The following is a 23,177-nucleotide window of genomic DNA, read 5'->3' on the forward strand; positions in this document are numbered from 1 at the left end:
GGATACGAGCCGCAGCACTCGCCGACGTCCCCAGGAGCCCGCCCATGAGCGCAGGGCCGTCCCCGTCCTCCCCGTCGTCCCCCTCCCCGCAGTACCCCGTCTCCCTCGTCTACGCAGGGGTGAGCAACGGCTGGGCCCGGTGGATCTCCTGGGCGCTGGCCCAGGAGGGCTGCGCCGTCAACGAGTTGCGCTGGTCGCCGCTGAGCCGCCTGCCCGAGGTCGGCGAACTCCTCGACTTCTTCGGCCGGCCGGGACGCGTCCTGCTGGTCCTGGACGACTGGTACCTGCGCTTCGACACCGGACGCAACCGCGAGTGGGCGCAGGTGCTCCACCAGGTGATGCCCCGGCTGCGCGACCGGGTGGGGGCCGTCACCGTCACCACCCGCGCGCTGCCCGCCGAGGCCGTCAGCCTCGGCGCGGTGACCCTGCGCGGAGTGGGACCGGAAGAGGCCGGGCGCCGGGTGCTGGGCAAGGTCGGACTGGTCCCGCGCCGGCCCCGCCGCCCCGGCGGAGGGCCCCGCTATCCCGAGGACCCGCCCGCGGTGACCAACGCACCGCGCCGCAACCCGCGGTTCACCGGCCGCGAGGACCTCCTGGACGAGGTGCACGACGTCCTCACCTCCGGCGACGGCCGGGGCCGACGGGTGCTGCTGCACGGTCCGCCCGGCGTCGGCAAGAGCCAGACCGCCACCGAGTACGCCCGGCGGTTCGCCGGCGAGCACGACCTCATCTGGTGGGTGCCCGCCGCCACGAAGGCGTCCGCCCGCGAGGGGTTCGCGGCGCTGGCCCGGCGCGTCGGGCTCGGCGAGGGGGACCAGCTCACCGGCCAGATCGAGGCGCTGCAGCGGGCGTTCGCGCACGACGAGGGCCGCTGGCTGGTGATCTTCGACGGGGCGGAGGACGTCGACGAGATCGCCCCGCTGCTGCCCGAGGGAGGCGGTCAGGTGCTCATCACCGCCCAGACCGACGCCTGGACCCGGCACGGCGCCGTCGCCCGCGGACTGCTGCCCTTCGACCGGGAGGAGAGCATCGCCTTCGCCTGCCGGCGGGCCCCGCAGATGAGCGAGCGGCAGGCGGGGGAACTCGCCGGCCTCGTCGGCGATCTCCCGCTCCTCCTCGACCAGAGCGCCGCCTGGATCGACGCCCACCCCGCCGCCGACATCACCCGGTACCTGGCCGCGCTCGAACAGGGCGACCCGCACGGACCGGACCCCGCCCCCGACGTCCCGCCCGCGCACCGGCTCGTCTGGGCGAGGACCCTGCGCTCCCTGGAGGACCGTTCGCCCTCGGCGCACGCCCTGCTGGTGCTGCTGACCTTCTTCAACCCCGACACCCTGCCGGTACGGCTGCTGCGCTCGGCCCGCCCCAGCGGCCTGCCCCCGCGCCTGGCCGGGCCGGCCACCGAACCCGGCGGCTGGGACGCCGCCCTGCTCGCCCTCTCCGAACTCACCTCGCTGCGCGTGGAGCACGACACCGACTCCCGGCAGGACCTCGTCGGCGTCGTCTCCGTGCGCATGCACCGCAGCTTCCGCGACTTCGTCCGCGCGGGCCTGCCCCCGGACACCGAGCGGCTCTACGCGGCCACGGCGGCCCGCGTCCTGGTCGACTCCGACCCCGGCGAACCCGGCAACCCCGCCCACTGGCAGCGCTACGCCGAACTCCTGCCGCACCTCGACCCCTCGGGCGCCGTCGACTCCGGCGACGGCGACGTGCGCCGCCTGCTGTTCCACTGCGTCGAGTACCTCCGGGTGCGCGGCGAGTACCAGGGCGGCCTGCTGCTGACCCGGCGCGTCCTGAGCGGCCTGCGCTCCGCCTCCGGGGCGACCGACCGCGGCGCCCTGGCCGCCGCCGACCAGGAGGCCAGGATGCTGCGCGGCCTCGGCCGGTACGCGGAGGCGGAGGACGCGGGCCGGGCCATGCTGGCCCTCCTCGGCTCCACCGGGGCCACCGGCCCCGAACTGCTGCGCGCCAAGGACGGCCTCGGCGGCACCCTCATGGCCCGCGGCCGCTACGACGAGGCCCGCGCCCTCTACGAGGAGGCGGCGCGCGAGGCGGCGGAGCGCGGCGAGCGGTACGAACCGCAGACCCTGCAACTGCGCACCCACCTCGCCCTGGCCCTCGGACTCCAGGGGCACTACGCCGCGTCCTGCGCCCTGCACCGCGAGGTGTACGACCGCAGGGTGGCGCTGCTCGGCTCGCAGGAGCGCCGCACCCTCCAGTCGGGCAGCCACACCGCCCGGATGCTGCGCCTGCTGGGCCGCCTCGGCGAGGCCCGCAGCCTCCAGGAGTACAACGTGCACCTGCTGCGCCGCACCCTCGACGAGGACCACCGCCAGACCCTGCTCGCCGAACACAACCTGGCCCTGTGCCTGCGCCGGGACGGCGAGCAGGAAGCGGCGCTGGAGACGATGCGGGAGGTGCGGCGGCGGCTGATCCTGCTCAGCGGCGCCGACCACCCCGACGTGCTGCTGGTCTCCCTCGACTACGCGATGCTGCTGCGGGCGCTCGGCCACCGCGACCGGGCCCGCGACCTGGTCGGGTCCACCGCCGAGGCCTACGCGCACAAACTGGGCGAGCAGCACCCGTACGTGATCGGCGCCCGCAACAACCGCGCGATCCTGCTCCTGGACGACGGGGAGGCCGAAGCCGCCCGGGACCTGGCCGTACGCTCGACGCGCGAACTGGAGGCGGCGGTGGGGCGCGGCCACGTGTGGGCGGTGGGCTGCGCGATGAACGCCGCGTCGGCACTGACCGCCGCCGGCGATCCCCGGGCGGCGGTGGAACTGGGCCGGGACGCGCTGGAGCGGGCGGTGGCCGCCGTCGGTGCCGGGCACGTGCTGGCCGTGAACCTGGAGGCCGGGCTCGCCCAGGACCTGCGCCTGCTGGGGGAGACCGAGGAGGCGGACGCGCGCGAGGGCGGGGCGCTGGCGGCCCTCGCCGTCACCCACGGCGCCGACCACGCCCAGACCCGGTACATGCGTTCCGGCGCCCGCCCCTACTGGGACTTCGAGGGCCAGCCGATCTGACGCGCCCTCACGCCCCCCCCGTCCGGGCCCCCGGCACGCGGCCGGCGCGGGATGCCGAGGGCGCACAGCGCGCCGAGCAGCACCACGACGACACCGGTCCACACCGCGGGGCGCAGCCCGTCCACGAACTCCTGCGGTCCCCGCATGCCGCCGTGCGCCACGAACACGGTGCTCAGGACGGCGATGCCGAGCGCGCCGCCGATCTCGCGGACCGTGGTGTTGGCACCGGACGCCTTGCCCGCGTGCTCCGCCGGGACCGACCCGAGGACGACCGCCGCCGTCGGCGCGAACACGAAGCCCATGCCCGCGCCGGCCACGACCATCGGGGCCACCATCGAGGAGTACGCCGTGTCGGTGCCGACGAGGAGGTTGAGCCAGCCCAGGCCGACGCCCTGGAGGAAGAGCCCGAGCGCCATCAGCCGGCCGCCGCCGACCCGGTCGGTGAGCAGTCCGGCCACCGGGGCGACGAACATCGGCATCAGCGTCCAGGGCAGGGTGCGCACCCCGGCCTCCAGCGGCGTGCGCGGCGGCACGATCTGGAGGTACTGGGCGAGCAGGAACAGCGAGCCGAAGACGCCGAAGTACATCGCGGCCGAGACCACGTTGGTGAGGGTGAAGGCCCGCACCCGGTAGAAGGACAGGGGCAGCATCGGCTGCGGGGCGCGGGCCTCCCGGGCGACGAAGGCCGCGAGGAGCACGAGGCCCGCCGCGAACGCGCCCAGCACCGTGGCCGAGGTCCAGCCGTCCGGCTCCCCGTGCACGATCCCCCACACCACGGCGCACAGTCCGGCCGCCGCGAGGGCCATGCCGGCCAGGTCGAGGCGGGCGCCCGGCAGGGCGCTCTCCCGCAGCGCGAACAGCACCAGCGGCACCGCGACCAGGCACACCGGCACGTTGATCCAGAAGATCCACCGCCAGTCCATGCCCTCGACCACCGCACCGCCCACCACCGGCCCCAGCGCCACGGCGAGCCCGCTCACGCCGGACCACACGCCCAGGGCCAGGCCGCGCATCCGCGCCGGCACCGCCGCGGACAGCAGGGTGAGCGACAGCGGCATCACGGCCGCCGCGCCGAAGCCCTGGAGCGCGCGGAAGGCGATCAGCCGGCCGCTGGTGTCGGCCAGGCCGCAGCCGACGGAGGCCAGGGTGAACAGGGCGATGCCCACGACGAAGACCCGTCGCCGTCCGAACCGGTCGCCGAGCGCGGCGCCCGTCATGAGCAGGCAGGCGAAGCCGAGGACGTAGGCGTTGACGAACCACTGGAGTTCCTGGGTGTCCGCCCGGAGGTCGACGGCCAGGGTGTGCAGGGCCGTGGAGACGACGAGGTTGTCGAGCGCCACCATGAACATGGGCACGCTGCAGGCGACGACCGCGAGCCACAGCGGCACGCGCCGTCGGTCCTCGACGGGGGCGGCGACGGGATCCCCGTCGAGGACGGGCGGGGGCACGGTCATGGCGGGCTCTCTCCTGGGCAAGGGCCGGTCGGGGGTCTCGGGCACGGGGGTCTCGGGCACGGGGGTCTCGGGCACGGAGGTCTCAGGCACCGGCGCGTTCCTGTTCGGCGAGCCGGCGGCGGGCCTCCGCCCAGTCGACGGGCAGCCCGGCGGCCGGGACCCGCCAGAACGCGAACGCCGAGGCCTTCGTCGTGGAACGCAGCCCGGTCATGACCGACCGGTGCGGCTCGGTCCGCGCGTACCGGTGCAGGGCCTCCTCGCTCTCCCAGGCCGACAGGGTCCAGAAGGTGCGCTTGAGGGGCTGGGCGACGAGCGAGGCGCCGTACGCGCCCGGCGCGCGGGTGACCTGTTTCCAGGCGTCGAGGGACTTCAGGAGGAAGCGCGGGACGTCCTTGAGGGAGCGGACCTCGAAGCGGGAGGCCATGACGACGGCCTCAGCGTCCGGGGCGGGCTCGGCGACCGTGGTCCAGGGCAGGGTGGGCATGGCTGTGCCCTTCCGTGAGACGGGCAGGACGGGGGGAGGCATCCAGGCCGGAGTGATTGGATACCTTCACTATCCATGTTAGACAGTTCAGGTATCCAATTTCCAGAGCGGAGCCGTCCCGATGCGCATGTCCGAGCTGAGCCGCCGCAGCGGCGTCTCCGTCACGACGATCAAGTACTACCTCCGCGAGGGCCTCCTCCCGCCCGGCCGGCAGACCTCCGCGACCCAGGCCGAGTACGACGACCGGCACCTGCGCCGCCTGCGCCTGATCCGGGCGCTGACCGGCGTGCGGGGGCTGTCGGTCAGCACCACCCGCGAGGTGCTGGACGCGCTGACGGCGCACACCGCGGACCCCCACGTCCTGCTCGGCCTCGCCCTGGGTTCCGTGTCGCTGTCCGGCGACTCCCCCGACCGGGACCCGGCGGCCGGTGAGGTCGAGGCGCTCGTCGAGGAGCTGGGCTGGCGCGTGCACGAGGCGGCGCCCGCCCGTACCACCCTCGCCGAGGCCCTGACCTCGCTGCACTCCCTCGGCGTCACCGTGGACCGGCACACCCTGCTGGCCTACGCCCGGCTCGCCGAACGGGTCGCCGTCCTCGACCTCGACCAGCTCGACGGCCTCGCCGACCCGTTCGAGGCCGCCGAGCGGGCCCTGCTGCTGACCGTCCTCCTGGAACCCGCCCTGATGGCGCTGCGCCGCATGGCCCAGGAGAACGAGTCGGCGCGGCGCCACGCGCCGTAGGGGGTCGTGCGGCAGGGGCGACGACACATGGTGCGGGGCCGGCGTCCCGTGGCGCGGGGCCGGTGTCCCGCGGGGCGGAGCCGGCGTCCCGTGGCGCCGGGCGGGGCGTGAGGCGGACGGGCCGGGGCGGATCGCCGAAGACCCGATTGCCCGCCGGCGGAGTGGGTACGCGTGGCCGGACCCGCCCACCACCGCTACCCGGGGAGCTGCCATGGAGACACCCGCCCACGACACCGCCGCCGCGCGGGCGCTGGACGCGCTGGCCAGGGACACCGGCGACACGACCGCACTGGACACCCTCGCGCACTGCGACGTCCTGGTGCCGGTCCCCGAGGACGCCACCGACGAGGACGTGACCAACCCCAGCATGCTGGCGCTGCCCGTCCTGGAGCAGCCGGGCACCGCGCCCGTCGTCCCGGTCTTCACCTCCGAACCCGAGATGGTCGACCTGCTCCCGGGGGTGGACCGCTACCGCCTGGTGCCCCTCGGCGCACTGGCCCACCAGTGGCCGGAGGGCGAGCTGTCCCTCTCCATCGACGCCGCGGGCGACCACCCGCTGACCCTCACCTCGGAAGGGGTGCGCACCCTGCTGGCCCGTTGAGCCCCGTCGTCACCTCGGGGGCCGGCCCCGGGAGCGCCGCGGCCGTCCGCCGGCCGGGCTCAGCCGGCCAGCAGGCGGGTGAGCACCTCGCGCTGGAGCGGCAGCACCTCGCCGTGCAGGGCCCGGCCCTTCGGGGTGAGGGCGACCCACACCCCGCGCCGGTCCTCCGTGCAGACGGAACGCTCCACCAGACCGTCCTTCTCCAGTCGCCCTATGAGGCGGGAGAGCGCGCTCTGGCTCAGGTGCACGCGGCCGACGAGGTTCTGCACCCGGCACTGGTCACCGGGCCGGGGCGCCTCGGCGGCCAGGATGTCGAGCACCTCGAAGTCGCTCGCCCCGAGGCCGTGCGGATGCAGGACCCGGTCGATCTCGCACATCGTCCGCGCGTGCACCGACAGAATGTCCCGCCACCGGTCCTCGAGGTCCGCCCCGGCCGTCTTCGCTGCCATACCTGCACGGTAACACCGGAAACCTGGTTTGTTTACTGTGCAACTAGTGTAGGTGCAAGCGGATCACGAACCGTGCGGGAAGACCGCACGGGAAGATCCTACGGAAGACGGCACGGGGGGCGGGGCAGGGGCTCAGGAGGCCGCCGGGTCCTGGGTCAGTCCGACGAGGTTCCCGTCGGCGTCCTCCACGAAGGCGATCAGCTTGCCGCCGCCGACGTCCTGGACGTCCTGGAGCACCTCCGCCCCCGCCTCCACCAGCGCCGCCAGCCTCGCCCGGATGTCACCGACGTGCCAGTAGGGCACCGGGCCGGTCATGCCCTTGGCGTGCCCGTTCGGGTCGAGCCCGACGTCCTGCCCCGCCGACCTGAAACCCACGTAGTAGCTCTCGTCGGCGTAGGGCTCGACCTCGAGCAGCGCCCGGAACAGGGCTTTCGCCCGGTCGAGGTCCTTGACGGGGTAGATGACGGTCTGCAGGCCGCTCTTCATCGCGCACGCTCCTCGCCGGGGTGGGGTCACCGACGTCGTCCGTCGGTGACCCCACGCTAGGCGAGGACGGCACCGGCCGCTTCCCGGTGCCGTCCGCCCTCACGCCGGCCCGCGCCTCACGTCGGCCCGTGCCTCACGTCGACTCGCGTCTGACCAGTTCCGTCGGAAGGATCACCGCGGCCGGGTCCTCGCCGCCGATCTGTGCGAGGAGGACGCGGACCATCTCGTTGCTGATCCGGTCCCAGGGCTGACGGATCGTGGTGAGCGCGGGGGTGGAGGAGGTGGCCGCGGGGGAGTCGTCGAAGCCGCCGACCGCGACGTCCTGCGGCACCCGGCGGCCCGCCTTCCCCAGCGCGGCCAGCACGCCCTGCGCCATCAGGTCGGACGCGACGAACACCGCGTCCAGGTCGGGGGCCTGCGCCAGCAGCCGCTCGGCGCCCGCCTCCCCGCTGGCCCGGCTGTAGTCCCCGGACACGACCAGCCGCTCGTCGGCCTCGATGCCCGCCTCGGTGAGCACCTCCCGGTAGCCGGCGAGCCGCTCCACACCGCCGGGGGTGTCCAGCGGGCCCGTGACCACGCCGATCCGGCGCCGGCCCCGGTCGAGCAGATGGCGCACCATGTCCCGGGCGCCGTCGCGGTCGTCGGCGGCCACGTAGCTGACCTTCGACCCGATCCCGATCGGCTTGCCGCAGGCGACGAGCGGCACGCCCGCCTCGCGCAGCTCGGTGGCTACCGGGTCCCCGGAGTGGCTGGAGACCAGCAGCACCCCGTCGACGTGCCCGGCGGTGATGTACCGGGTGATGCGCCGCCGCTCGTCCTCGGTCCCGGCCAGCATCAGCAGCAGGGGGACGTCGTGCGCGGCCAGCGCCTGGGTGCAGCCCCGCAGCAGCACGTTGAAGTTGGGGTCCTCGAAGAACCGTTCCTGAGGCTCCGTCAGCAGGAAGCCGACGGAGTCGGAGCGGCCCGTGATCAGGGAGCGGGCGTGCCGGTTCACGACGTAACCCGTCCTGCGGATGGCGGCGTTGACCGCCTCCTGGGCGGTCGGACTGACGTAGTGGCCGCCGTTGAGCACGCGCGAGACGGTCCCTCGTGAGACTCCCGCCTCGCGCGCCACGTCGTGGATGGTCGGCGGCCTGCGCCTGCCCCCGGTGTTGCTCATGGTCATGACTTTACGGCCCCGGACAGCAGGTCCAGGCTCCAGAACCGCTGAATGACCAGGAACAGCGCCACCAGCGGGAGCACCGCGAGGAACGCGCCGGTGATCACCAGGGTGTACAGGGCCGGGGTGTTGGCGCCCTGCTCCAGCAGCGTGTACAGCCCGAGCGTGATCGGGAACTTCTCGTCGTCGCTGAGCATGATGTACGGCAGCAGGAAGTTGTTCCACACGGCGACGAACTGGAAGAGGAACACCGTCACCATGCCGGGGATCATCATCGGCAGGGCGATCCGGGTGAAGATCCGCCACTCGCCGGCCCCGTCCATCCGGCCGGCCTCCACCACGTCCGCCGGCACGGCCGCGGCCGCGTAGATGCGCGAGAGGTAGACGCCGTAGGGGGAGAGGATCTGCGGCAGCAGCACGGACCAGTAGGAGTCCGTGAGATCGGCCTCGGCCAGCAGCAGGTACTGCGGGACGGCCAGGATGATCGGCGGCATCAGCACGCCCGCCAGCAGGACGTTGAACATCGTCTCGCGACCGCGGAAGCGGTACGTCGCCAGCGCGTAGCCGCTGAACGCGGACACGCAGGTCGACAGCAGGGCGCCGAGGACGGCGTAGAGGGCGGAGTTGCCCATCCACTTCCAGTAGACGCCGTCGCGGTAGGCGTTCAGGTCCTTGATGTTGTCGGTGAAGCCGCTGCCCGGCAGGAACGTGAAGGTGGAGAAGAGTTCGCTGCCCGACTTGGTGGACGCGATCACCACCCACGCCACCGGGAGCAGGCAGTACAGCGCGCCGAGCAGCAGCGTGACGGTGGGGACCAGGGCGATGCGGCGGCGCAGCGGCGGGCGGCCGCGGTCGGTGCCCGTGGTGCCGGCCGCCGCCGGGGTCTTGTGGACGGCGAGAGAACTCACTGGGCTGCCCCCTGCTTGTTGCGACGGTTCGCGGCCCGCAGGAAGCCGAAGGACAGCAGCAGCGTGGCGACGGCGATGATCACGGCCTGGGCGGCCGCCGCGTAGATGTCACCGGTGCCGAACGCGTCCCGGTAGACCTTCATCAGCGGACTCCACGTCGTGGAGACGGAGTTGGTGAGCGGTTTGAGGGTCGTCGGCTCGTTGAACACCTGGAGCGTGGCGATGATCGAGAAGAAGAAGGTCAGCACCAGTGAGGGCGCCACCATCGGGATCTTGATCCTGAGCGCGATCTGCAGCGGGGTGGCGCCGTCCAGCTTGGCCGCCTCGTACACCTCGGCCGGGATGGACTGGAGCGAGGTGTAGATGACGATCATGTTGAAGCCGGTGCCGCCCCACACCGCGATGTTCGACAGGGCGAGGTACAGCGGACCGCCGTCCAGCAGGTCCGGCTGCGGCAGGCCCAGCCGGTCCAGCACGAAGTAGAACGGGCTGACGTCCGGCAGGTACAGGAAGCCCCACAGCAGCGCCGCCACGACACCGGGGACGGCGTACGGCAGGAAGATCGCGAGGCGGGTGAAGGGGGCCAGCCGCACCTTGTCGGAGTCGAGCATCAGGGCGAAGACCAGGGCGAGGCCCAGCATCACCGGGACCACGATGCACCCGTAGCCCAGGACGCGCAGCGCGCCGTCCAGCAGCTCGCTGTCGGTGAAGGCGTCGGTGTAGTTCTCCAGGCCGGCCCAGACCTCCTTGCGGGCGCCGGAGCCCAGCCCGAGGCCGGAGACCTTCACCTTGCGGAAGCTGAGCCAGACCGCGTACCCGATGGGCAGTGCGAAGAACAGGGCGAACAGGACGGTGGCGGGGATGAGGAAGGCGTACGGGGCCCCCTTGACCCCGTACGGCTTCCGGCGTGCGCTCGTCACTCGGAGACCTCGAAGCCCTGCTTCTTCATGTCGGCGACGGTGTCCGCCTGCATCGCGTCCAGGGCGGCGGAGAAGTCCGACTTGTTCTTCGCGGCGGCGCCGAAGGCGTCCTTGAAGGTCGTGTAGGCGACGTTCACGTTCGGGCCCCAGGCCGAGGGGGCCGTGGTCTTCGCGATCCTCGCGGCGGTGGTGTAGAAGTCCGCCTGGTTGGAGAAGTACTCCGGCGGGTCGATGAAGGCGCCGCTGAGCTGGGCGGAGGTGGAGGCCGGGTAGATGCCGCTCTCCTTGGCCAGGGCGTTGAGCGCGTCGCCGTCGGTGTTCAGCCAGGCGGCGAACTTCGCGGCGGCCTCCTTGTTCTTCGAGTCCGTCGTGACGGCGGTGGACGAACCGCCCCAGCTGCCGGTGACGTCGTCGGTCTGCGACCACTGGGGGAGCGGGGCCATGGCCCACTTGCCCTTGGTGTCGGGGGCGGCGGTGGTCAGGGTGCCCGGTGCCCACACGGCGCTGACCCAGGCGATCTGCTTGCCGGTGTTGAGCGCCTTGTTCCAGGCCGGGGTGTACATCGGCTGGTTGTCGACGGCGCCCTCCGCGACGAGGCCGCCCCAGAAGTCGGCGACCTTCCTGGTGGCCGCGTCGTCGATGCCGACCTTCCACTTGTCGCCGGCGGTGGTCCACCACTTGGCGCCGGCCTGCTGGGCGAGGCCCGCGAAGAGTCCGGAGTCGTTGGCGGAGAAGGTGGTCAGGTCCGTGTCGGGGGCCTTCTTCTTCAGCGCGCGGGCGGTCTCGGCGAACTGCTCCCAGGTGGTGGGGACGGTCAGGCCGTACTTCTCGAACAGGTCCTCGCGGTAGTAGAACATCATCGGGCCGATGTCCTGCGGCACCGCGTAGACCGCGTCCGTGCCCAGCGTCGTCTGCTGCCAGACGCCGTCGGCGAACTTGCTCTTCGCCTCGCCGACGTTCTTCGCTATGTCCGCCAGCGCGTCGTTGCTGACCAGCGTCGGCAGCGCCTGGTACTCGGCCTGGACCAGGTCGGGGGCCTTGCCCGCCTTGTGCGCGGTGAGGATCTTGGTGACCAGGGTGTCGCCGGAGGCCTGCTTCTTCACCGTGACGGTGATCTGCTCCTTCTTGCCCGGCCCCTTGTTCCACAGGTCCACGACCTTGTCCATGCCGGGCGTCCACGTCCAGTACGTGAGCGAGACCGGCCCCGACCGGGCCTCGTCGTCGGACGAGCCGCAGGCGGTGAGTGCGGTGGCGCCGAGCGCGACGGCGACGGCGGACGCTGCGACCTCGAAGAGCCGCCGGCGCTGGGTGTTGGGCATGGATTTCTCCCCTGACCTGGGTTCCCGCCCGCTGCGGAAACCTGCCATGCGTCACATGAACCGGTGTCCTCGCCCGTCGCGAGACCCCGCCATGCTTCTGTGAGCGTTCACAGTAGAGAAACATCCCGGACACTTGTCAATGGTTGTTGCTGTGCGGTTATGTTGGGCTCGCACCACCGAAAGCGTGTGTGCACGTTCCCAAATGATCGATTAAACGGGAGAGATCCATGCCGGAGACCAACCCCAAGGGCCTCACCCGGCTCGCTTTCGGTGGGGACTACAACCCCGAGCAGTGGCCGGAAAGCGTCTGGCAGGAGGACGTCCGGCTCATGCGCGAGGCCGGCGTGACCATGGTGAGCGTCGGGATCTTCTCCTGGGCGCTCCTGGAACCCGCGCCGGGGGAGTACGACTTCGGCTGGCTCGACCGGATCATCGGCCTGCTGCACGAGAACGGCATCCGCGTCGACCTGGGCACACCCACCGTGGCCCCGCCCGTCTGGTTCTACCGCGCGCACCCCGACGCCCTGCCCGTCACCGCGGACGGCGTCCGCCACGAGTTCGGCTCGCGCGGGGCGATCTGCCACAGCAACGCCGACTACCGCGCGGCGGCGGAGAACATCACCACCCGGCTCGCCGAGCGCTACGGCGACCACCCGGCGCTCGCGATGTGGCACGTCCACAACGAGTACGGCGTCCCCGTCTCGGCCTGCTACTGCGAGTCCTGCGCCGCCCACTTCCGCCGCTGGCTGGAGACCACGTACGGCACCGTGGACGCGGTCAACGAGGCCTGGGGCACCGCCTTCTGGGGCCAGCGCTACGCGGCCTTCGGGGACATCAACCCGCCGCGCACCACCCCGACCGTCGGCAACCCCGGCCAGGCGCTCGACTACCGGCGCTTCGCCGACGCCACCATGCGCGAGAACTTCCGGATGGAACGCGACGTCCTGCACCGCCTGGCGCCCGGCGTCCCCGTCACGACCAACTTCATGACCGCGCTCAGCCAGTGCGACTCGGTCGACTACTGGGCCTGGGGCCGTGAGGTGGACATCGTCACCAACGACCACTACCTGATCACCGACGGCCGCCGCACCCACGTCAACCTGGCGATGGCCGCCGACCTCACCCGCTCCGTCGCCGGCGGCGCCCCCTGGATCCTCCTGGAGCACTCCACCTCGGGCGTCAACTGGCAGCCCCGCAACCCGGCCAAGGCCCCCGGCCAGATGGCCCGCAACTCCCTCGGCCACGTGGCCCGCGGCTCCGAGGGCGCCATGTTCTTCCAGTGGCGGCAGTCCCGGCGCGGCGCCGAGAAGTTCCACTCCTCGATGGTCCCGCACGGCGGCACCGACACCCGCGTGTGGCGCGAGGTGGTCGAACTCGGTGCCTCCCTGGACTCCCTGAACCCGGTCCGGGGCACCCGCACCGAGGCCGACGTCGCCGTGCTGTGGGACTGGCACTCCTGGTGGGCGCAGGGCCTCGACTGGCGCCCCAGCGAGGACCACGACGCCCGCGAGCGCGCCGACGCCTTCTACGAAGCCCTCTACGACCGCCACCTCACCGTCGACTTCGCCCACCCCGAGGCCGACCTCTCGGCGTACCCGCTGGTCGTGGTGCCCGCCCTGTACCTGATGACGGAAGCGGCCGGGAACAACCTCCGGGAGTACGTCGAAGGCGGCGGCACGCTCGTCGTGTCGTACTTCTCCGGCATCGTCGACCAGCACGACGCCGTGCACGAGGGCCCCTACCCGGGCGCCCTGCGCGACGTCCTCGGCCTCACCGTCGAGGAGTTCTCCCCCCTGCTGCGGGGCGAGCGCGTCCGGATCACCGGCCCGGACGGGGCGGAGCTGAGCGGCGACGTGTGGACCGAGTTCGTCGAGCCGCGCGGCGCCGAGACCGTCTGGACCTACGCCGACGGCCTCACCGCCGGCCGCCCGGCCGTCACCCGGCACCGCCTCGGCGAGGGCACCGCCTGGTACGTCTCCACCCGGCTCGGCGCCGACGGCCTGGACGCCCTGCTGGGCCGCGCCGCCGAGGACGCCCGGGTGGCCCCGCGCGCCGACCTGCCCCGTGACGTCGAGGTCGTGCGCCGCTCGGGCGGGACCGGCAGCTACCTCTTCGCGATCAACCACACCGCCACCGACGCCAAGGTGCCGCTGGAGACGTCCGGCACCGAGCTGCTCACGGGCGAACGCGCCGCCGGCCGCCTCGCGGTCCCGGCGGGAGCCGTGCGGGTCGTACGACTCGACGGCTGAGCCGACTCCCCCTCCGCCCGTGGAGCCGCGAGCCGCGGGCGGAGGGGGTCCCTCATCCCGAGGGAGAACCACCCCCACCACGTCGAAGGGACGACGGACGACGATGTTCCATCCCAGACGCACGCTCAGAGCCCTGCTGCTCCCGCTCGCCGCGGGGCTCGCGCTCACCGCCCTGCCGGCGCAGACCGCACAGGCGGCCGCCACGCTCACCAACGCCGGCTTCGAGGCCGACGGCGCCGGGGCGGCCGTCCCCGCCGGCTGGTCCGAGTACGGCGACACCGGCGCCTCGTTCACCGAGTCCGGCGGGCACGGCGGCAGCTACCGCCTCAGCCACTGGGCGTCCGCCGCTTACAAGGTGGAGACCTACCAGTACCTGTCGGGGCTGACCAACGGCGCCTACAAGCTCACCGCCTGGGTGCGCTCCGGCGGCGGCCAGAAGTCGGCCCACCTCGCGCTGAAGAACTGCGGCGGCGCCGAGCAGCGCACCGCCCTGCCGGTCTCGGCGAGCGGATGGATCCGCGTCGTCGTCCCGGTCAAGGTGACGAACAACCAGTGCACGATCAGCGTCAACAGCGACGCGAACGCCGGCAACTGGATCAACGTCGACGACCTGACCTTCACGTCCGGCACGAGCGGACTGGCGATCAAGGGCGCCGACATCTCGTCCCTCGCCAAGAGCGAGGCCAAGGGCGGGGTCTACCGGACCGCGTCGGGCACGGTCGCCGACCCGGTCGCCGTCCTGAAGAACGCCGGCATGAACTACGCGCGCCTGAAGGTGTGGGTGAACCCCGCCGACGGCTACAACGACAAGGCGCGCGTGCTCGCCACGGCCAAGCGGGTCAAGGCGGCCGGCCAGAAGCTCCTGGTCGACTTCCACTACTCCGACATCTGGGCCGACCCGGGCGCCCAGAGCAAGCCGGCCGCCTGGGCGGGCCACTCGTACAGCCGGCTCAAGACGGACGTGTACCGCCACACGTACGACGTGCTCAACGCCCTCAAGGCGCAGGGCACCACCGCCGACATGGTCCAGGTGGGCAACGAGATCAACGGCGGCATGCTGTGGAGCGAGGGCTCCACCGACAACTGGGGCCAGCTCGCCGGACTGCTGAACTCCGGCTACGACGCCGCCAAGGCGGTCAACTCGTCGACCCCGGTCGCCCTGCACCTCGCCAAGGGCGGCGACCTGGCCGGCACCCGCTGGTGGTTCGACAACGCGGTCGCCAACGGCGTGAGGTTCGACGCCATCGGCCTGTCCTACTACGGCTACTGGCACGGCACCCTGGCCGACTTCCAGACCACGCTGGACGACGCGGCCGCCCGCTACGGCAAGCCGGTCTTCGTCGCCGAGACGGCCTACCCGTTCCGCCTCGACAGCAAGGACTCGCACGAGAACATCATCGACCTGCCGGGCGAACTGGTTTCCGGCTACCCGGCGACCGCGGCCGGACAGCTGGCCTGGATGAACTCCGTGGCCGACATCGTGGAGGCCGTCCCCGGCGGCCGCGGGCTCGGCGTCTTCTACTGGGAGGCGACCTGGACCGCCGTCGACGGCAACGGCTGGGACCCCGCCGACGCCGCCTCCGGCAACGGCTGGGAGAACCAGGCCCTGTTCGGCTACGACGACCGGGCGCTGTCCTCGATGGCGTGGTTCGGCCACCGCTGACCCGCGATCATCCGGCCCCGTGACGGCGGGGGTCCGCCCGCCGTCCGGCGGCCGGACCCCCGCCCGCCGCCGTCGCACGCCTCCTCACCCGGCCGGGGCGTCCCGTCCCGGCCGAGGCCCGCGGAGTGCGGGACACGGCGGCCCCGGCCGCGGAACAGGGGGACGGCGCGGTACGAGGGCCCCGACCCGAAGGACGGAGGGGAGGACCGTGCTGAGGACTCCCGTGAACGAACGGCGTCCGCACGTCCTGGAACGGCCGAAGGACCCGGCACGGCACTTCCGGCCGCAACGCCGCAACGACGCGCCGACCTCGTCGAGGACGGCGTCCCGGCGGACTCCGTCGCGGCCGAACCGGGCGTGCACCGCAGGGGGGGCGGACACCCGTCTCCCCCTCCTCGCCGGCCCGGGCCCGCTGCGCGCCGAACGGATCCGGCGCCGCACCTGTTACCGGCGCGACGAGATGCGCATCGCCGAGGTGGCCCGCAGGTGCGACAAGGGCCGGTAGGCGGCCCGCGGGGCGACCGCGAACGCCACCGCGAACGCCACCGGGAGGCCGTCGGCGTCGAACGATCCGGCGCTACCCTGTTGACCAGCCGTGATCACCCCGCGAGCCGGGGCGACCGGGGGTCGAGGCAGGAGACGTACGACATGACAGCCCCGGAGACCGAGAGCCTCCGCAGCGGCGCCGGGCGCCGGCCGGCCGGGACGGCGCAGCTGCCGGCGGTCGCCGTGGTCGCGGTCGGCGGCGGGCTGGGCGCCGCCGCCCGCTACGCGGCCTCGCTGTGGTGGCCCTCGGCGGCGGGCGGGTTCCCGTGGACGACCTTCTGGGTCAACGTCGTCGGCTGCGCCGTGATCGGGGTGTTCCTGGTGCTGATCACCGAGGCGCTGACCGTGCACCGGCTCGTCCGCCCCTTCTTCGCCACCGGCGTGCTCGGCGGTTTCACCACCTTCTCCACCTACGCCGTCGACCTCCAGCGCCTGTTCGACACGGGGCACCCCCGCACGGCGCTGGCCTACCTGGCCGCGACCCCCCTCGCGGCGCTCACGGCGGTGTGGCTCGCGGCCACCGCGACGCGCCGCGCCCTGACCCGGAGGCAGCGATGACGAGGCTCACCGGCGGCGCCCTGCGCCTGACCGTCTTCGTCGGCGAGAACGACACTTGGCACCACAAGCCCCTCTACACCGAGATCGTGCACCGGGCCCGTGCGGCGGGCCTGGCGGGCGCCAGCGTCTTCCGCGGCATCGAGGGCTTCGGTGCCTCCTCGCTGATCCACACCACGCGCCTGCTCTCCCTCAGCGAGGACCTCCCGGTCGCCGTCGTCGTCGTCGACACGGAGGAACGCGTGCGGGCCTTCCTGCCGCAGCTCGACGAGCTGGTCACCGAGGGGCTCGTCGTCCTCGACCCGTGCGAGGTCATCAGATACGCCGGCCGCGACCGGGACGCACCGGACGCCGGGAGCGAGGGGCCGTCGTGAACTGGCTGCTGGTCGTCGCCGGAGGGATGGCCGGCGCGCCCCTGCGGTACCTGACCGACCGCGCGGTGCAGGCCCGGCACGACTCGGTGTTCCCCTGGGGCACCTTCGTCGTCAACGTGGTCGGCTGCGCCGTCCTCGGCCTGGTGACCGGCGCCGTCCTCGCCGGTGCCGCCGGCTCCCCCCTGCGGCTCCTCCTCGGCACCGGCTTCTGCGGGGCCCTGACCACCTACTCCACCTTCTCCTACGAGACGCTGCGACTGACCGAGACCGGAGCGGCGCTGCACGCCGCCGCGAACGTCGTCGCCAGTGTGACGGCGGGCTCGGGGGCCGCCTTCGCCGGGGTGTGGATCGCGCGGGCGGTGTGGTCGTGACCGGGGGACACGCCGCGGCCGGCGGGCCCGGGGCGCCGGTGCCCGGTCCCGGCAGAGACGGAAAATCCGCTTTCACGCCGAACGGGCGCTGAATCTCCCTTTTCGCCCGCCTTGACAGGGGGCGCCGGCCGCGCGCAGTATCAGCCCCGTGAACCTGTCAGACAGCCAGACAGGTGGTCCGGCACCCCGTCGCGTCAGCGCGATGGAGGCGGTGCTCACCCACCTCCGCGGCGCCATCGAGCGCGGCCACTACGCCGTCGGGGACAAGCTCCCCTCCGAGGCGGAGCTGTGCCGCACCCTCGAGGTCTCCCGGCCCGTCCTGCGGGAGGCCCTGCGTGCCCTCCAGACCATGGGCCTGACGGTCTCCCGGACCGGCAAGGGCACCTTCGTCGTCGCCGACGCCGTCGGGGACCCCACCTTCGGCGACTACGCCGCCAGCGACCTGCTCGAAGTGCGCCGTCACGTCGAGATCCCGGTCGCCGGGTACGCGGCCCTCCGCCGCACCCCGGAGAACCTGGACCACCTGGCCCACCTCCTGGACCGGATGGAACGGGAGACCGACACCACCGCCTGGGTCGCGATGGACACCCTCTTCCACCTCGCCGTCGCCGAGGCCGCGCAGAACCCGGTCTTCCGCCGGGTCATCGAGGAGATCCGCGACGCCCTGGCACGCCAGTCGGCCTTCCTCAACGAGCTGGGCGGGCGCCGCGAGCAGTCCGACCGCGAACACCGGGCCATCGTCGAGGCGCTGGCCGAGGGCTCCGAGCCCGGCGCGCTGGCGGCCATGAGCCACCACCTCGACCGCGTCGAGACGACCCTCACCGACATCGTGCGCCGCCCGCCCGCCGGCTCCGCCCCGGCGGGCGGGCCCCGGGCGCGAGCGGACAGCACCTCGTGACGCGCCCCACGCTCCGTCGCGCAGACGCCGCGGACGCGGTCCGCGGCCGTCTCCGCCCCCTCGCGGCGCCCGCCCTCGGCGGACCCGTCCCGTACCGGCCCTCCCGTGCCCCGCGGGGCACGGCACCGGACCCCGCTCACTGATCCGGTCCGACCGGCCCGATCCGCACGAAAGACCCCCGTCCGGGACCGGCGCGCGAACCCGCCGCCGGCCCCGCCCGCCCACCAAGTGACCAGGCAGTGATGTACACCAGCCCTCTCGCCGACGCGCCCGTGATCCGCGAACCCCTCCACGTCCCCGTCGCCCACCTCGTCCGCGGCGGGGTGACCGAGGGCGTCCACTACGGCTCCGTCGTCGTCCTCGGCGCGGACGGCGAGGCCGATCTCCGGCTCGGTGACGTCGAGGCCGCCTTCCTCCCGCGCTCCGCGATCAAGCCCGTCCAGGCCGTCGCCATGGTGCGCGCCGGACTCCCGCTCGACGGCGAACTGCTCTCGCTCGCCGCCGCCAGCCACTCCGGCGAGGAACGTCACCTCGCCGGCACCCGGCGCATCCTCGAACTCGCCGGCGTCATCGAGGACGACCTGCGCAACGTCCCGGACCTGCCCTACGACCCGGTCGTCCGCGACACCTGGACGCGGCAGGGCCGCTCGCCCTCGCGCCTCGCCCAGAACTGCTCCGGCAAGCACGCGGCCATGCTGTACACCTGCAAGCTCAACGGCTGGTCCCTCGACGGTTACCTCGACCCCGGGCACCCGCTCCAGCAGGTGATCGCCGAGATCGTCGAGGACCTCACCGGTCAGCGGATCGCCCGGGTGACCGTCGACGGGTGCGGCGCGCCGCTCTTCTCCGTCTCCCTGAGCGGTCTGGCGCGTGCCGTCGCCCGCCTCACCACCGCCGTGCCCGGCACACCCGAGGCGCGGGTGGCGGACGCGATGCGCGAGCACCCCGAGATGGCCTCCGGCTCCGGCCGGGACGTCGCCGCCCTGATGCGGGCCGTCCCCGGTCTGCTCGCCAAGGACGGCTTCGAGGGCGTCGAGGTCGCCGCGCTCCCCGACGGCCGCGCCGTCGCCGTGAAGATCTCCGACGGCGCGAACCGGGCCCGCGTCCCGGTCACCGCGGCCGCCCTCGCCCGGGCGGGCGTCGACCCCGCGCTGCTCACGCCCTTCGCCGGCGAGCAGCTCCTCGGCGGCGGCCGGCCCGTCGGCGGCGTCCGCGCGGTCCGCGCCCTCGACCCGGTCGTCCAGCCCGCCTGCGCGTGAACCCCGGCGGTGCGCGAGCCGCCGGCGCGACCGGGACAGGGGCGGCCGCGGCCGCACCGGGAGAGTCGGCCCCGGCCGTTCCCGCCCGCGCGTCCCGGTCCTCCCCGCCGGCCGGTCAGCGCGTCGCGCGGCGGATCTCGCACCGCAGCACCAGGGCGACGGCGGCGCCGCCCAGCACGGCGGCACCCGCGACGACGGCCGCCTGCGACCAGCCGGGCCCGTCGTCGGCCGCGGCGACGGCGGGAGCCGAGGAGGCCGGGGGAGCGCCGGTGGCGGCGGACGTCGCCCGCGGCCCCGGTCTCGGCCGCGCCCGCAGGGCGTCCAGCGAGCCCACCGGGTCGACCCGTCCGGCGGCCCCGAACCCCCAGTCGAGCAGCGCGCGCGCCTCCTCGTAGACGGCGAGGCCGCCGCCGGACCGGGGGTCGAGCACGGTCACGACGAGGGTCCGGCCGTCCCGCCGGGCCGCGGCCACGAGGGTGTTGCCCGCATCGCTGGTGTAGCCGTTCTTGATGCCGATCAGCCCGGGGTACGGCTCGACCCCGCTCGCTCCGCTGAGCAGCCGGTTGGTGTTGACGATGGGGTACGTCCCCCCGTCGCGCGCCGGGAACCGGGCCTCGACGGTGGCGCAGTACCGGGCGAAGTCGGGGTTGCGCAGCCCCGCCCGTCCGAACACCGCGAGGTCGTACGCGGAGGACACCTGGCCGGGGGCGTCGTACCCGTCCGGGGAGAGCACCCGCGTGTCCAGGGCGCCGAGCGAGCGGGCCTTGGCCTGCATCCGGGCGGCCGTGGTCTCCCAGCCGCCGTTGAGCGCGGCCAGCACGCGCACGGCGTCGTTGCCGGAGTTGAGGAACACCCCCCGCCACAGGTCGGAGACCTGGTACGACTGCCCCTCGACCACTCCCACCAGGCTGCTGCCGGCCCCGATCCCGGCGAGCTCGGCCTCGGTGACCCGGTGCCGGATGCCGCCGGGCAGGACCGGCAGCACCGTGAGGGCGAACAGGGTCTTCAAGGTGCTCGCGGGAGGCAGCCTGTGGTGCGCGCTCGACGCGGCGAGCACGTCGCCGGTGTCGGCGTCGGCCACCAGCCACGACCGTGCGGAGACGTCCGGGACGCCGGGGGCTCCCGGGCGCGGCCGGACCTGGGTGCCGGAGCGGTACAGCAGGGCGGGCCGCGGCGGTGCCACGCGCGCTCCGCCCGCCGGGCCGGGGTCCGCGCCGGCCGGCGCGGCGAGGGCCGCGGGCCCGAGGACCAGGACGCCCGCCGCGCAGAGTGCGCAGGCCGAGGCAGCGACCCGAGAAGAGAATCCGATTGTCATACGAGCAACGTATGAATCGCGGGGAGCTCGCCCGCGCTGCCCGTGCCGCACGTCGAGGCGCGTGCACCCGGATGCCGCACGCGAGAGGGGCGGTGGCGCACAACGGCGACGAGCGAGAGAGGAGAGGAACCGCACCGGCGCCCCGGGAAGAGGAGGCGTACACAGGTGCTGACAGGGAGCGTGACACCCGCCGCGCCGTCGCGGCGAGGAGAACCGCGTGCCCGTCCGCTCCGGCGCCTGCCCCGCCCCTGGTGTCCCCGGAGGGTTCCTCCCTGGTCCGGACCGCGATGTCATCGATCGGTACCAGATGTCCCCAGACCATAACGATCCGACAGGACAAGGGACTTGACCTGCCAGGCTGCACTATCTTCACATCATGTCCACGCCGCCCACGCCTCCGCGGGAGCCCGAGCAGCCGTCCGGGACGCCGGCTCCTCCGAGCGCGTACCCGTATCCGCATCCGCAGTCGCCGGGCCCCGGAGCGGCGGGAAGCCCACCGCCGTCGGCCGCGCCCGTGCCGGACCAGCAGAACTTCTACGCCACTCCGACCCTGGTCGGCGGGCCGGGCCAGCCGCTTCCCCCCGGCCCGCCCGGCGGGCCGGGACAGCCGGCGGCCGGATATCCGTACGGTCAGCAGGGCCCGTACCCGGCCGTTCCGCCGCCACCGTCCGGCGGCGGGGCGGGACGGGCGGTGCTGTGGGTGGCCGTGGGCGCGGTCGTCGCCTCGGCCGCCTGGGCCGCGGGCGTCTTCCTGGTCGGGGGGAAGAGCGCCGACGTGGACCTGCGCGGCTACACGGCGCCGGCGAACCTCTGCTCCAGCACGGACTACTCCTCCTTCGGGACGGAGTACCCGGACGACGACGGCTCACCGACGCACAACTCCCTCAAGGACGAGGCGCTCGACGAGAGTTACTGCAGCATCAACCTGAAGAAGACCGGGTCGAGCTACGCCGACGCCTACCTCTCCACCCAGGTGGACCTGCACAAGGAGACCGACCCGGGGCCGGAGTTCACGGCCATGTGGAAGAACTACCGCGAGAGGTACCCCGGTTACGACGTGGAGACCGTCGAGGACATCGGGGAGGAGGCCTACCTGGTCAGCGAGGACACCACCAGCGGCTCCACCAGCGGTTCGCTCTACGCCACGCTCGCCGTCCGGGACGGCTGGACGACGTACACGATGAGCTACAGCACCTACCTGTCCTCCTACGACGAGGACAAGGACCCGCCGTCGCTGGAGCAGGTGACCGACTGGCTGAAGGCGGACTCGAGGACCACGCTGGAGCAGCTCAAGGACTGACGCGCGCGACGCGCGGTGGCCGGCCCGCGGGGCTCACCCCGAGGGCCGGCCACCGGTGTCTTCAGCGGGTGCGCGCCCCGGCCTCCTTCGCGATCTGCTCGAACCGCGCCCCCATCGCCTCGGCGAGCGCCTGCGCGCCCGACAGGGGCCGCACCATCACCGTCAGCCGGTCGATGAGCCCGTCCTCGTCCAGGTGGATGAAGTCGCAGCCGCCCAGTTCCCGCTCGCCGACGCGCGCGCTGAACACCAGCGCGTGGTCGCGTCCGTCCGCCCCGGCGAGTTCCCCCTCGTACCGGAAGTCCTCGAAGACCTGCGCCACCGCGCGCAGGATCGCCGCGGTGATCGCCTTGCCGGGGTAGGGCTTGAAGACGACCGGGCTGGTGAACACCACGTCCTCGGCGAGCAGGGCCTCCACCGCGTCGAGGTCGCCGGCCTCGACCGCCTCCCGGAACGCGCGCATCCGATCACCTCATAGTCACATAGTTGTCTAGGTGCGGATGAGAATAATCACCTGCTGTTACCGTGTCCACATGTCGCTCAAGTACGCCGTCCTGGCGGCCCTCCTGGAGGGCGAGGCCTCGGGTTACGAACTGTCCAAGGTCTTCGACGTCTCCCTCGCGAACTTCTGGCCCGCGACCCCGCAGCAGCTCTACCGCGAGCTGGAACGCCTCGCGGGGGACGGCCTGGTCGCGGCGCGCGTGGTGCGGCAGGAACGCCGGCCCGACAAGCGGATGTTCACCCTCACCGAGGCCGGCCGCGAGGACCTGCGCGCCTTCGCCGCCGCACCGCCGCGCCGGCCCACCGCCGTGCGGGACGAACTCCTCATCAAGGTCCAGGCGATGGACGGCGTCGGCGTCGACCCCGCGACGACCTGCGCGCAGATCGAGGAACGGGCGGGCTGGGCGCGCGCCAAACTCGACCGCTACCTGCGGGTGCGCGAGCGGCTCCTCGCCGGGCGCACCGAGGAGGAGTTCCTGCGCGAGGCCGACCGGATCGGTCCCTACCTGACGCTGATGGCCGGCATCGCCTTCGAGGAGGAGAACCTGCGCTGGTGCGAGCGGGCCGTGGTGCACCTGCGGCACCGTACCGCCGTAGGCTGACA

General features: G+C 73.4%; 23 protein-coding genes. 13 read left to right on the top strand and 10 right to left on the bottom strand.

Features of this window, described 5'->3' with window-relative positions:
• The first annotated feature begins 44 nt into the window (after positions 1 to 44).
• Positions 45 to 3,026 (top strand): FxSxx-COOH system tetratricopeptide repeat protein, encoded by a 2,982-nt coding sequence (gene fxsT / locus ACZ5FU_RS33745; RefSeq protein ID WP_451528492.1) that lies wholly within the window; start codon positions 45 to 47, stop codon positions 3,024 to 3,026.
• Here fxsT and ACZ5FU_RS33750 read toward each other — a convergent pair.
• Together ACZ5FU_RS33750 and ACZ5FU_RS33755 are read right to left on the bottom strand one after the other, a co-directional pair.
• Positions 2,996 to 4,480: an MFS transporter gene (locus ACZ5FU_RS33750; RefSeq protein ID WP_469047736.1), complete on the bottom strand. Its 1,485-nt coding sequence runs from the start codon at positions 4,478 to 4,480 to the stop codon at positions 2,996 to 2,998. The genes fxsT and ACZ5FU_RS33750 overlap by 31 nt on opposite strands.
• Positions 4,481 to 4,562: 82 nt before the next feature.
• Entirely contained in the window at positions 4,563 to 4,964 is a 402-nt protein-coding gene (locus tag ACZ5FU_RS33755) for a DUF3291 domain-containing protein (protein WP_468645373.1), read from the bottom strand.
• A 121-nt stretch (positions 4,965 to 5,085) separates the two neighbouring features.
• Between ACZ5FU_RS33755 and ACZ5FU_RS33760 the strand changes: the two genes are divergently transcribed.
• On the top strand, positions 5,086 to 5,703 hold the full coding sequence (locus ACZ5FU_RS33760; protein ID WP_451780453.1) for a MerR family transcriptional regulator: 618 nt from the start codon (positions 5,086 to 5,088) through the stop codon (positions 5,701 to 5,703).
• 211 nt (positions 5,704 to 5,914) lie between these two features.
• Complete coding sequence (locus ACZ5FU_RS33765; protein WP_451528488.1) at positions 5,915 to 6,304, top strand: SseB family protein; 390 nt, start codon at positions 5,915 to 5,917, stop codon at positions 6,302 to 6,304.
• Between the two features lie 59 nt (positions 6,305 to 6,363).
• Here ACZ5FU_RS33765 and ACZ5FU_RS33770 read toward each other — a convergent pair whose 3' ends face one another.
• The 6 genes from ACZ5FU_RS33770 to ACZ5FU_RS33795 all read right to left on the bottom strand — a co-directional run bounded on the left by ACZ5FU_RS33770 (position 6,364) and on the right by ACZ5FU_RS33795 (position 11,545).
• Entirely contained in the window at positions 6,364 to 6,753 is a 390-nt protein-coding gene (locus ACZ5FU_RS33770) for a MarR family winged helix-turn-helix transcriptional regulator (RefSeq protein ID WP_451528487.1), read from the bottom strand.
• A gap of 132 nt (positions 6,754 to 6,885) precedes the next feature.
• Complete coding sequence (locus tag ACZ5FU_RS33775) at positions 6,886 to 7,239, bottom strand: VOC family protein (protein ID WP_451528486.1); 354 nt, start codon at positions 7,237 to 7,239, stop codon at positions 6,886 to 6,888.
• A 133-nt stretch (positions 7,240 to 7,372) separates the two neighbouring features.
• Positions 7,373 to 8,404, bottom strand: coding sequence for a LacI family DNA-binding transcriptional regulator (locus ACZ5FU_RS33780; protein WP_451528485.1), 1,032 nt, complete (start codon positions 8,402 to 8,404; stop codon positions 7,373 to 7,375).
• Entirely contained in the window at positions 8,401 to 9,306 is a 906-nt protein-coding gene (locus ACZ5FU_RS33785) for a carbohydrate ABC transporter permease (RefSeq protein WP_451780455.1), read from the bottom strand. The genes ACZ5FU_RS33780 and ACZ5FU_RS33785 overlap by 4 nt, the downstream gene beginning before the upstream one ends.
• Positions 9,303 to 10,226: a carbohydrate ABC transporter permease gene (locus tag ACZ5FU_RS33790; protein ID WP_451528483.1), complete on the bottom strand. Its 924-nt coding sequence runs from the start codon at positions 10,224 to 10,226 to the stop codon at positions 9,303 to 9,305. Before ACZ5FU_RS33790 ends, ACZ5FU_RS33785 begins: the two co-directional genes overlap by 4 nt.
• A complete protein-coding gene (locus ACZ5FU_RS33795; RefSeq protein WP_468839564.1) occupies positions 10,223 to 11,545 on the bottom strand; it encodes an extracellular solute-binding protein in 1,323 nt (440 codons plus the stop codon). Before ACZ5FU_RS33795 ends, ACZ5FU_RS33790 begins: the two co-directional genes overlap by 4 nt.
• Before the next feature lie 227 nt (positions 11,546 to 11,772).
• Here ACZ5FU_RS33795 and ACZ5FU_RS33800 point away from each other — a divergent pair, with 227 nt between their 5' ends.
• From ACZ5FU_RS33800 to ACZ5FU_RS33835, 8 genes are all read left to right on the top strand, one after another.
• A complete protein-coding gene (locus tag ACZ5FU_RS33800) occupies positions 11,773 to 13,794 on the top strand; it encodes a beta-galactosidase (RefSeq protein WP_451528481.1) in 2,022 nt (673 codons plus the stop codon).
• Positions 13,795 to 13,897: 103 nt separating this feature from the next.
• Entirely contained in the window at positions 13,898 to 15,457 is a 1,560-nt protein-coding gene (locus ACZ5FU_RS33805) for a glycoside hydrolase family 53 protein (RefSeq protein WP_469047737.1), read from the top strand.
• A gap of 223 nt (positions 15,458 to 15,680) precedes the next feature.
• Complete coding sequence (locus ACZ5FU_RS33810; protein ID WP_469047738.1) at positions 15,681 to 15,962, top strand: ArsR family transcriptional regulator; 282 nt, start codon at positions 15,681 to 15,683, stop codon at positions 15,960 to 15,962.
• A 143-nt stretch (positions 15,963 to 16,105) separates the two neighbouring features.
• Complete coding sequence (crcB, locus tag ACZ5FU_RS33815; protein ID WP_451528550.1) at positions 16,106 to 16,561, top strand: fluoride efflux transporter CrcB; 456 nt, start codon at positions 16,106 to 16,108, stop codon at positions 16,559 to 16,561.
• The gene (locus tag ACZ5FU_RS33820) at positions 16,558 to 16,932 is read left to right on the top strand and encodes a DUF190 domain-containing protein (protein WP_468645384.1); all 375 of its coding nucleotides are present in this window, start codon (positions 16,558 to 16,560) and stop codon (positions 16,930 to 16,932) included. Before crcB (ACZ5FU_RS33815) ends, ACZ5FU_RS33820 begins: the two co-directional genes overlap by 4 nt.
• Positions 16,929 to 17,303, top strand: a complete 375-nt coding sequence (crcB, locus tag ACZ5FU_RS33825) for a fluoride efflux transporter CrcB (RefSeq protein WP_451528479.1) — start codon at positions 16,929 to 16,931, stop codon at positions 17,301 to 17,303. Before ACZ5FU_RS33820 ends, crcB (ACZ5FU_RS33825) begins: the two co-directional genes overlap by 4 nt.
• Positions 17,304 to 17,505: 202 nt before the next feature.
• Positions 17,506 to 18,201 carry a FadR/GntR family transcriptional regulator gene (locus ACZ5FU_RS33830; protein ID WP_451528549.1) on the top strand — a complete coding sequence of 232 codons (696 nt, stop codon included), beginning with the start codon at positions 17,506 to 17,508 and terminating at the stop codon, positions 18,199 to 18,201.
• Positions 18,202 to 18,443: 242 nt separating this feature from the next.
• Complete coding sequence (locus ACZ5FU_RS33835) at positions 18,444 to 19,460, top strand: asparaginase (protein ID WP_451528478.1); 1,017 nt, start codon at positions 18,444 to 18,446, stop codon at positions 19,458 to 19,460.
• Positions 19,461 to 19,575: 115 nt separating this feature from the next.
• On the opposite strand, the gene ACZ5FU_RS33840 is transcribed toward ACZ5FU_RS33835, so the two are convergent.
• On the bottom strand, positions 19,576 to 20,775 hold the full coding sequence (locus tag ACZ5FU_RS33840; RefSeq protein ID WP_469047739.1) for a D-alanyl-D-alanine carboxypeptidase family protein: 1,200 nt from the start codon (positions 20,773 to 20,775) through the stop codon (positions 19,576 to 19,578).
• Between the two features lie 376 nt (positions 20,776 to 21,151).
• Between ACZ5FU_RS33840 and ACZ5FU_RS33845 the strand changes: the two genes are divergently transcribed.
• Positions 21,152 to 22,075, top strand: a complete 924-nt coding sequence (locus tag ACZ5FU_RS33845; RefSeq protein ID WP_468645387.1) for a hypothetical protein — start codon at positions 21,152 to 21,154, stop codon at positions 22,073 to 22,075.
• Positions 22,076 to 22,136: 61 nt separating this feature from the next.
• Here ACZ5FU_RS33845 and ACZ5FU_RS33850 read toward each other — a convergent pair whose 3' ends face one another.
• Complete coding sequence (locus tag ACZ5FU_RS33850) at positions 22,137 to 22,535, bottom strand: nuclear transport factor 2 family protein (RefSeq protein WP_451528475.1); 399 nt, start codon at positions 22,533 to 22,535, stop codon at positions 22,137 to 22,139.
• A gap of 70 nt (positions 22,536 to 22,605) precedes the next feature.
• Here ACZ5FU_RS33850 and ACZ5FU_RS33855 point away from each other — a divergent pair, with 70 nt between their 5' ends.
• Positions 22,606 to 23,175, top strand: coding sequence for a PadR family transcriptional regulator (locus ACZ5FU_RS33855; RefSeq protein ID WP_451528474.1), 570 nt, complete (start codon positions 22,606 to 22,608; stop codon positions 23,173 to 23,175).
• Positions 23,176 to 23,177: the final 2 nt, after the last annotated feature.

This window comes from Streptomyces sp. NPDC031554, assembly GCF_055580685.1.

Coding starts and splice junctions, on each gene's coding strand:
- ACZ5FU_RS33750 (WP_469047736.1), bottom strand. CDS start 4,480: ATGACCGTGCCCCCGCCCGTCCTCGACGGGGATCCCGTCGCCGCCCCC.
- ACZ5FU_RS33780 (WP_451528485.1), bottom strand. CDS start 8,404: ATGACCATGAGCAACACCGGGGGCAGGCGCAGGCCGCCGACCATCCAC.
- fxsT (WP_451528492.1), top strand. CDS start 45: ATGAGCGCAGGGCCGTCCCCGTCCTCCCCGTCGTCCCCCTCCCCGCAG.
- ACZ5FU_RS33775 (WP_451528486.1), bottom strand. CDS start 7,239: ATGAAGAGCGGCCTGCAGACCGTCATCTACCCCGTCAAGGACCTCGAC.
- ACZ5FU_RS33755 (WP_468645373.1), bottom strand. CDS start 4,964: ATGCCCACCCTGCCCTGGACCACGGTCGCCGAGCCCGCCCCGGACGCT.
- ACZ5FU_RS33795 (WP_468839564.1), bottom strand. CDS start 11,545: ATGCCCAACACCCAGCGCCGGCGGCTCTTCGAGGTCGCAGCGTCCGCC.
- ACZ5FU_RS33855 (WP_451528474.1), top strand. CDS start 22,606: ATGTCGCTCAAGTACGCCGTCCTGGCGGCCCTCCTGGAGGGCGAGGCC.
- ACZ5FU_RS33765 (WP_451528488.1), top strand. CDS start 5,915: ATGGAGACACCCGCCCACGACACCGCCGCCGCGCGGGCGCTGGACGCG.
- ACZ5FU_RS33760 (WP_451780453.1), top strand. CDS start 5,086: ATGCGCATGTCCGAGCTGAGCCGCCGCAGCGGCGTCTCCGTCACGACG.
- ACZ5FU_RS33805 (WP_469047737.1), top strand. CDS start 13,898: ATGTTCCATCCCAGACGCACGCTCAGAGCCCTGCTGCTCCCGCTCGCC.
- ACZ5FU_RS33850 (WP_451528475.1), bottom strand. CDS start 22,535: ATGCGCGCGTTCCGGGAGGCGGTCGAGGCCGGCGACCTCGACGCGGTG.
- ACZ5FU_RS33840 (WP_469047739.1), bottom strand. CDS start 20,775: ATGACAATCGGATTCTCTTCTCGGGTCGCTGCCTCGGCCTGCGCACTC.
- ACZ5FU_RS33800 (WP_451528481.1), top strand. CDS start 11,773: ATGCCGGAGACCAACCCCAAGGGCCTCACCCGGCTCGCTTTCGGTGGG.
- ACZ5FU_RS33770 (WP_451528487.1), bottom strand. CDS start 6,753: ATGGCAGCGAAGACGGCCGGGGCGGACCTCGAGGACCGGTGGCGGGAC.
- crcB (WP_451528550.1), top strand. CDS start 16,106: ATGACAGCCCCGGAGACCGAGAGCCTCCGCAGCGGCGCCGGGCGCCGG.
- ACZ5FU_RS33830 (WP_451528549.1), top strand. CDS start 17,506: ATGGAGGCGGTGCTCACCCACCTCCGCGGCGCCATCGAGCGCGGCCAC.
- ACZ5FU_RS33820 (WP_468645384.1), top strand. CDS start 16,558: ATGACGAGGCTCACCGGCGGCGCCCTGCGCCTGACCGTCTTCGTCGGC.
- ACZ5FU_RS33835 (WP_451528478.1), top strand. CDS start 18,444: ATGTACACCAGCCCTCTCGCCGACGCGCCCGTGATCCGCGAACCCCTC.
- ACZ5FU_RS33845 (WP_468645387.1), top strand. CDS start 21,152: ATGTCCACGCCGCCCACGCCTCCGCGGGAGCCCGAGCAGCCGTCCGGG.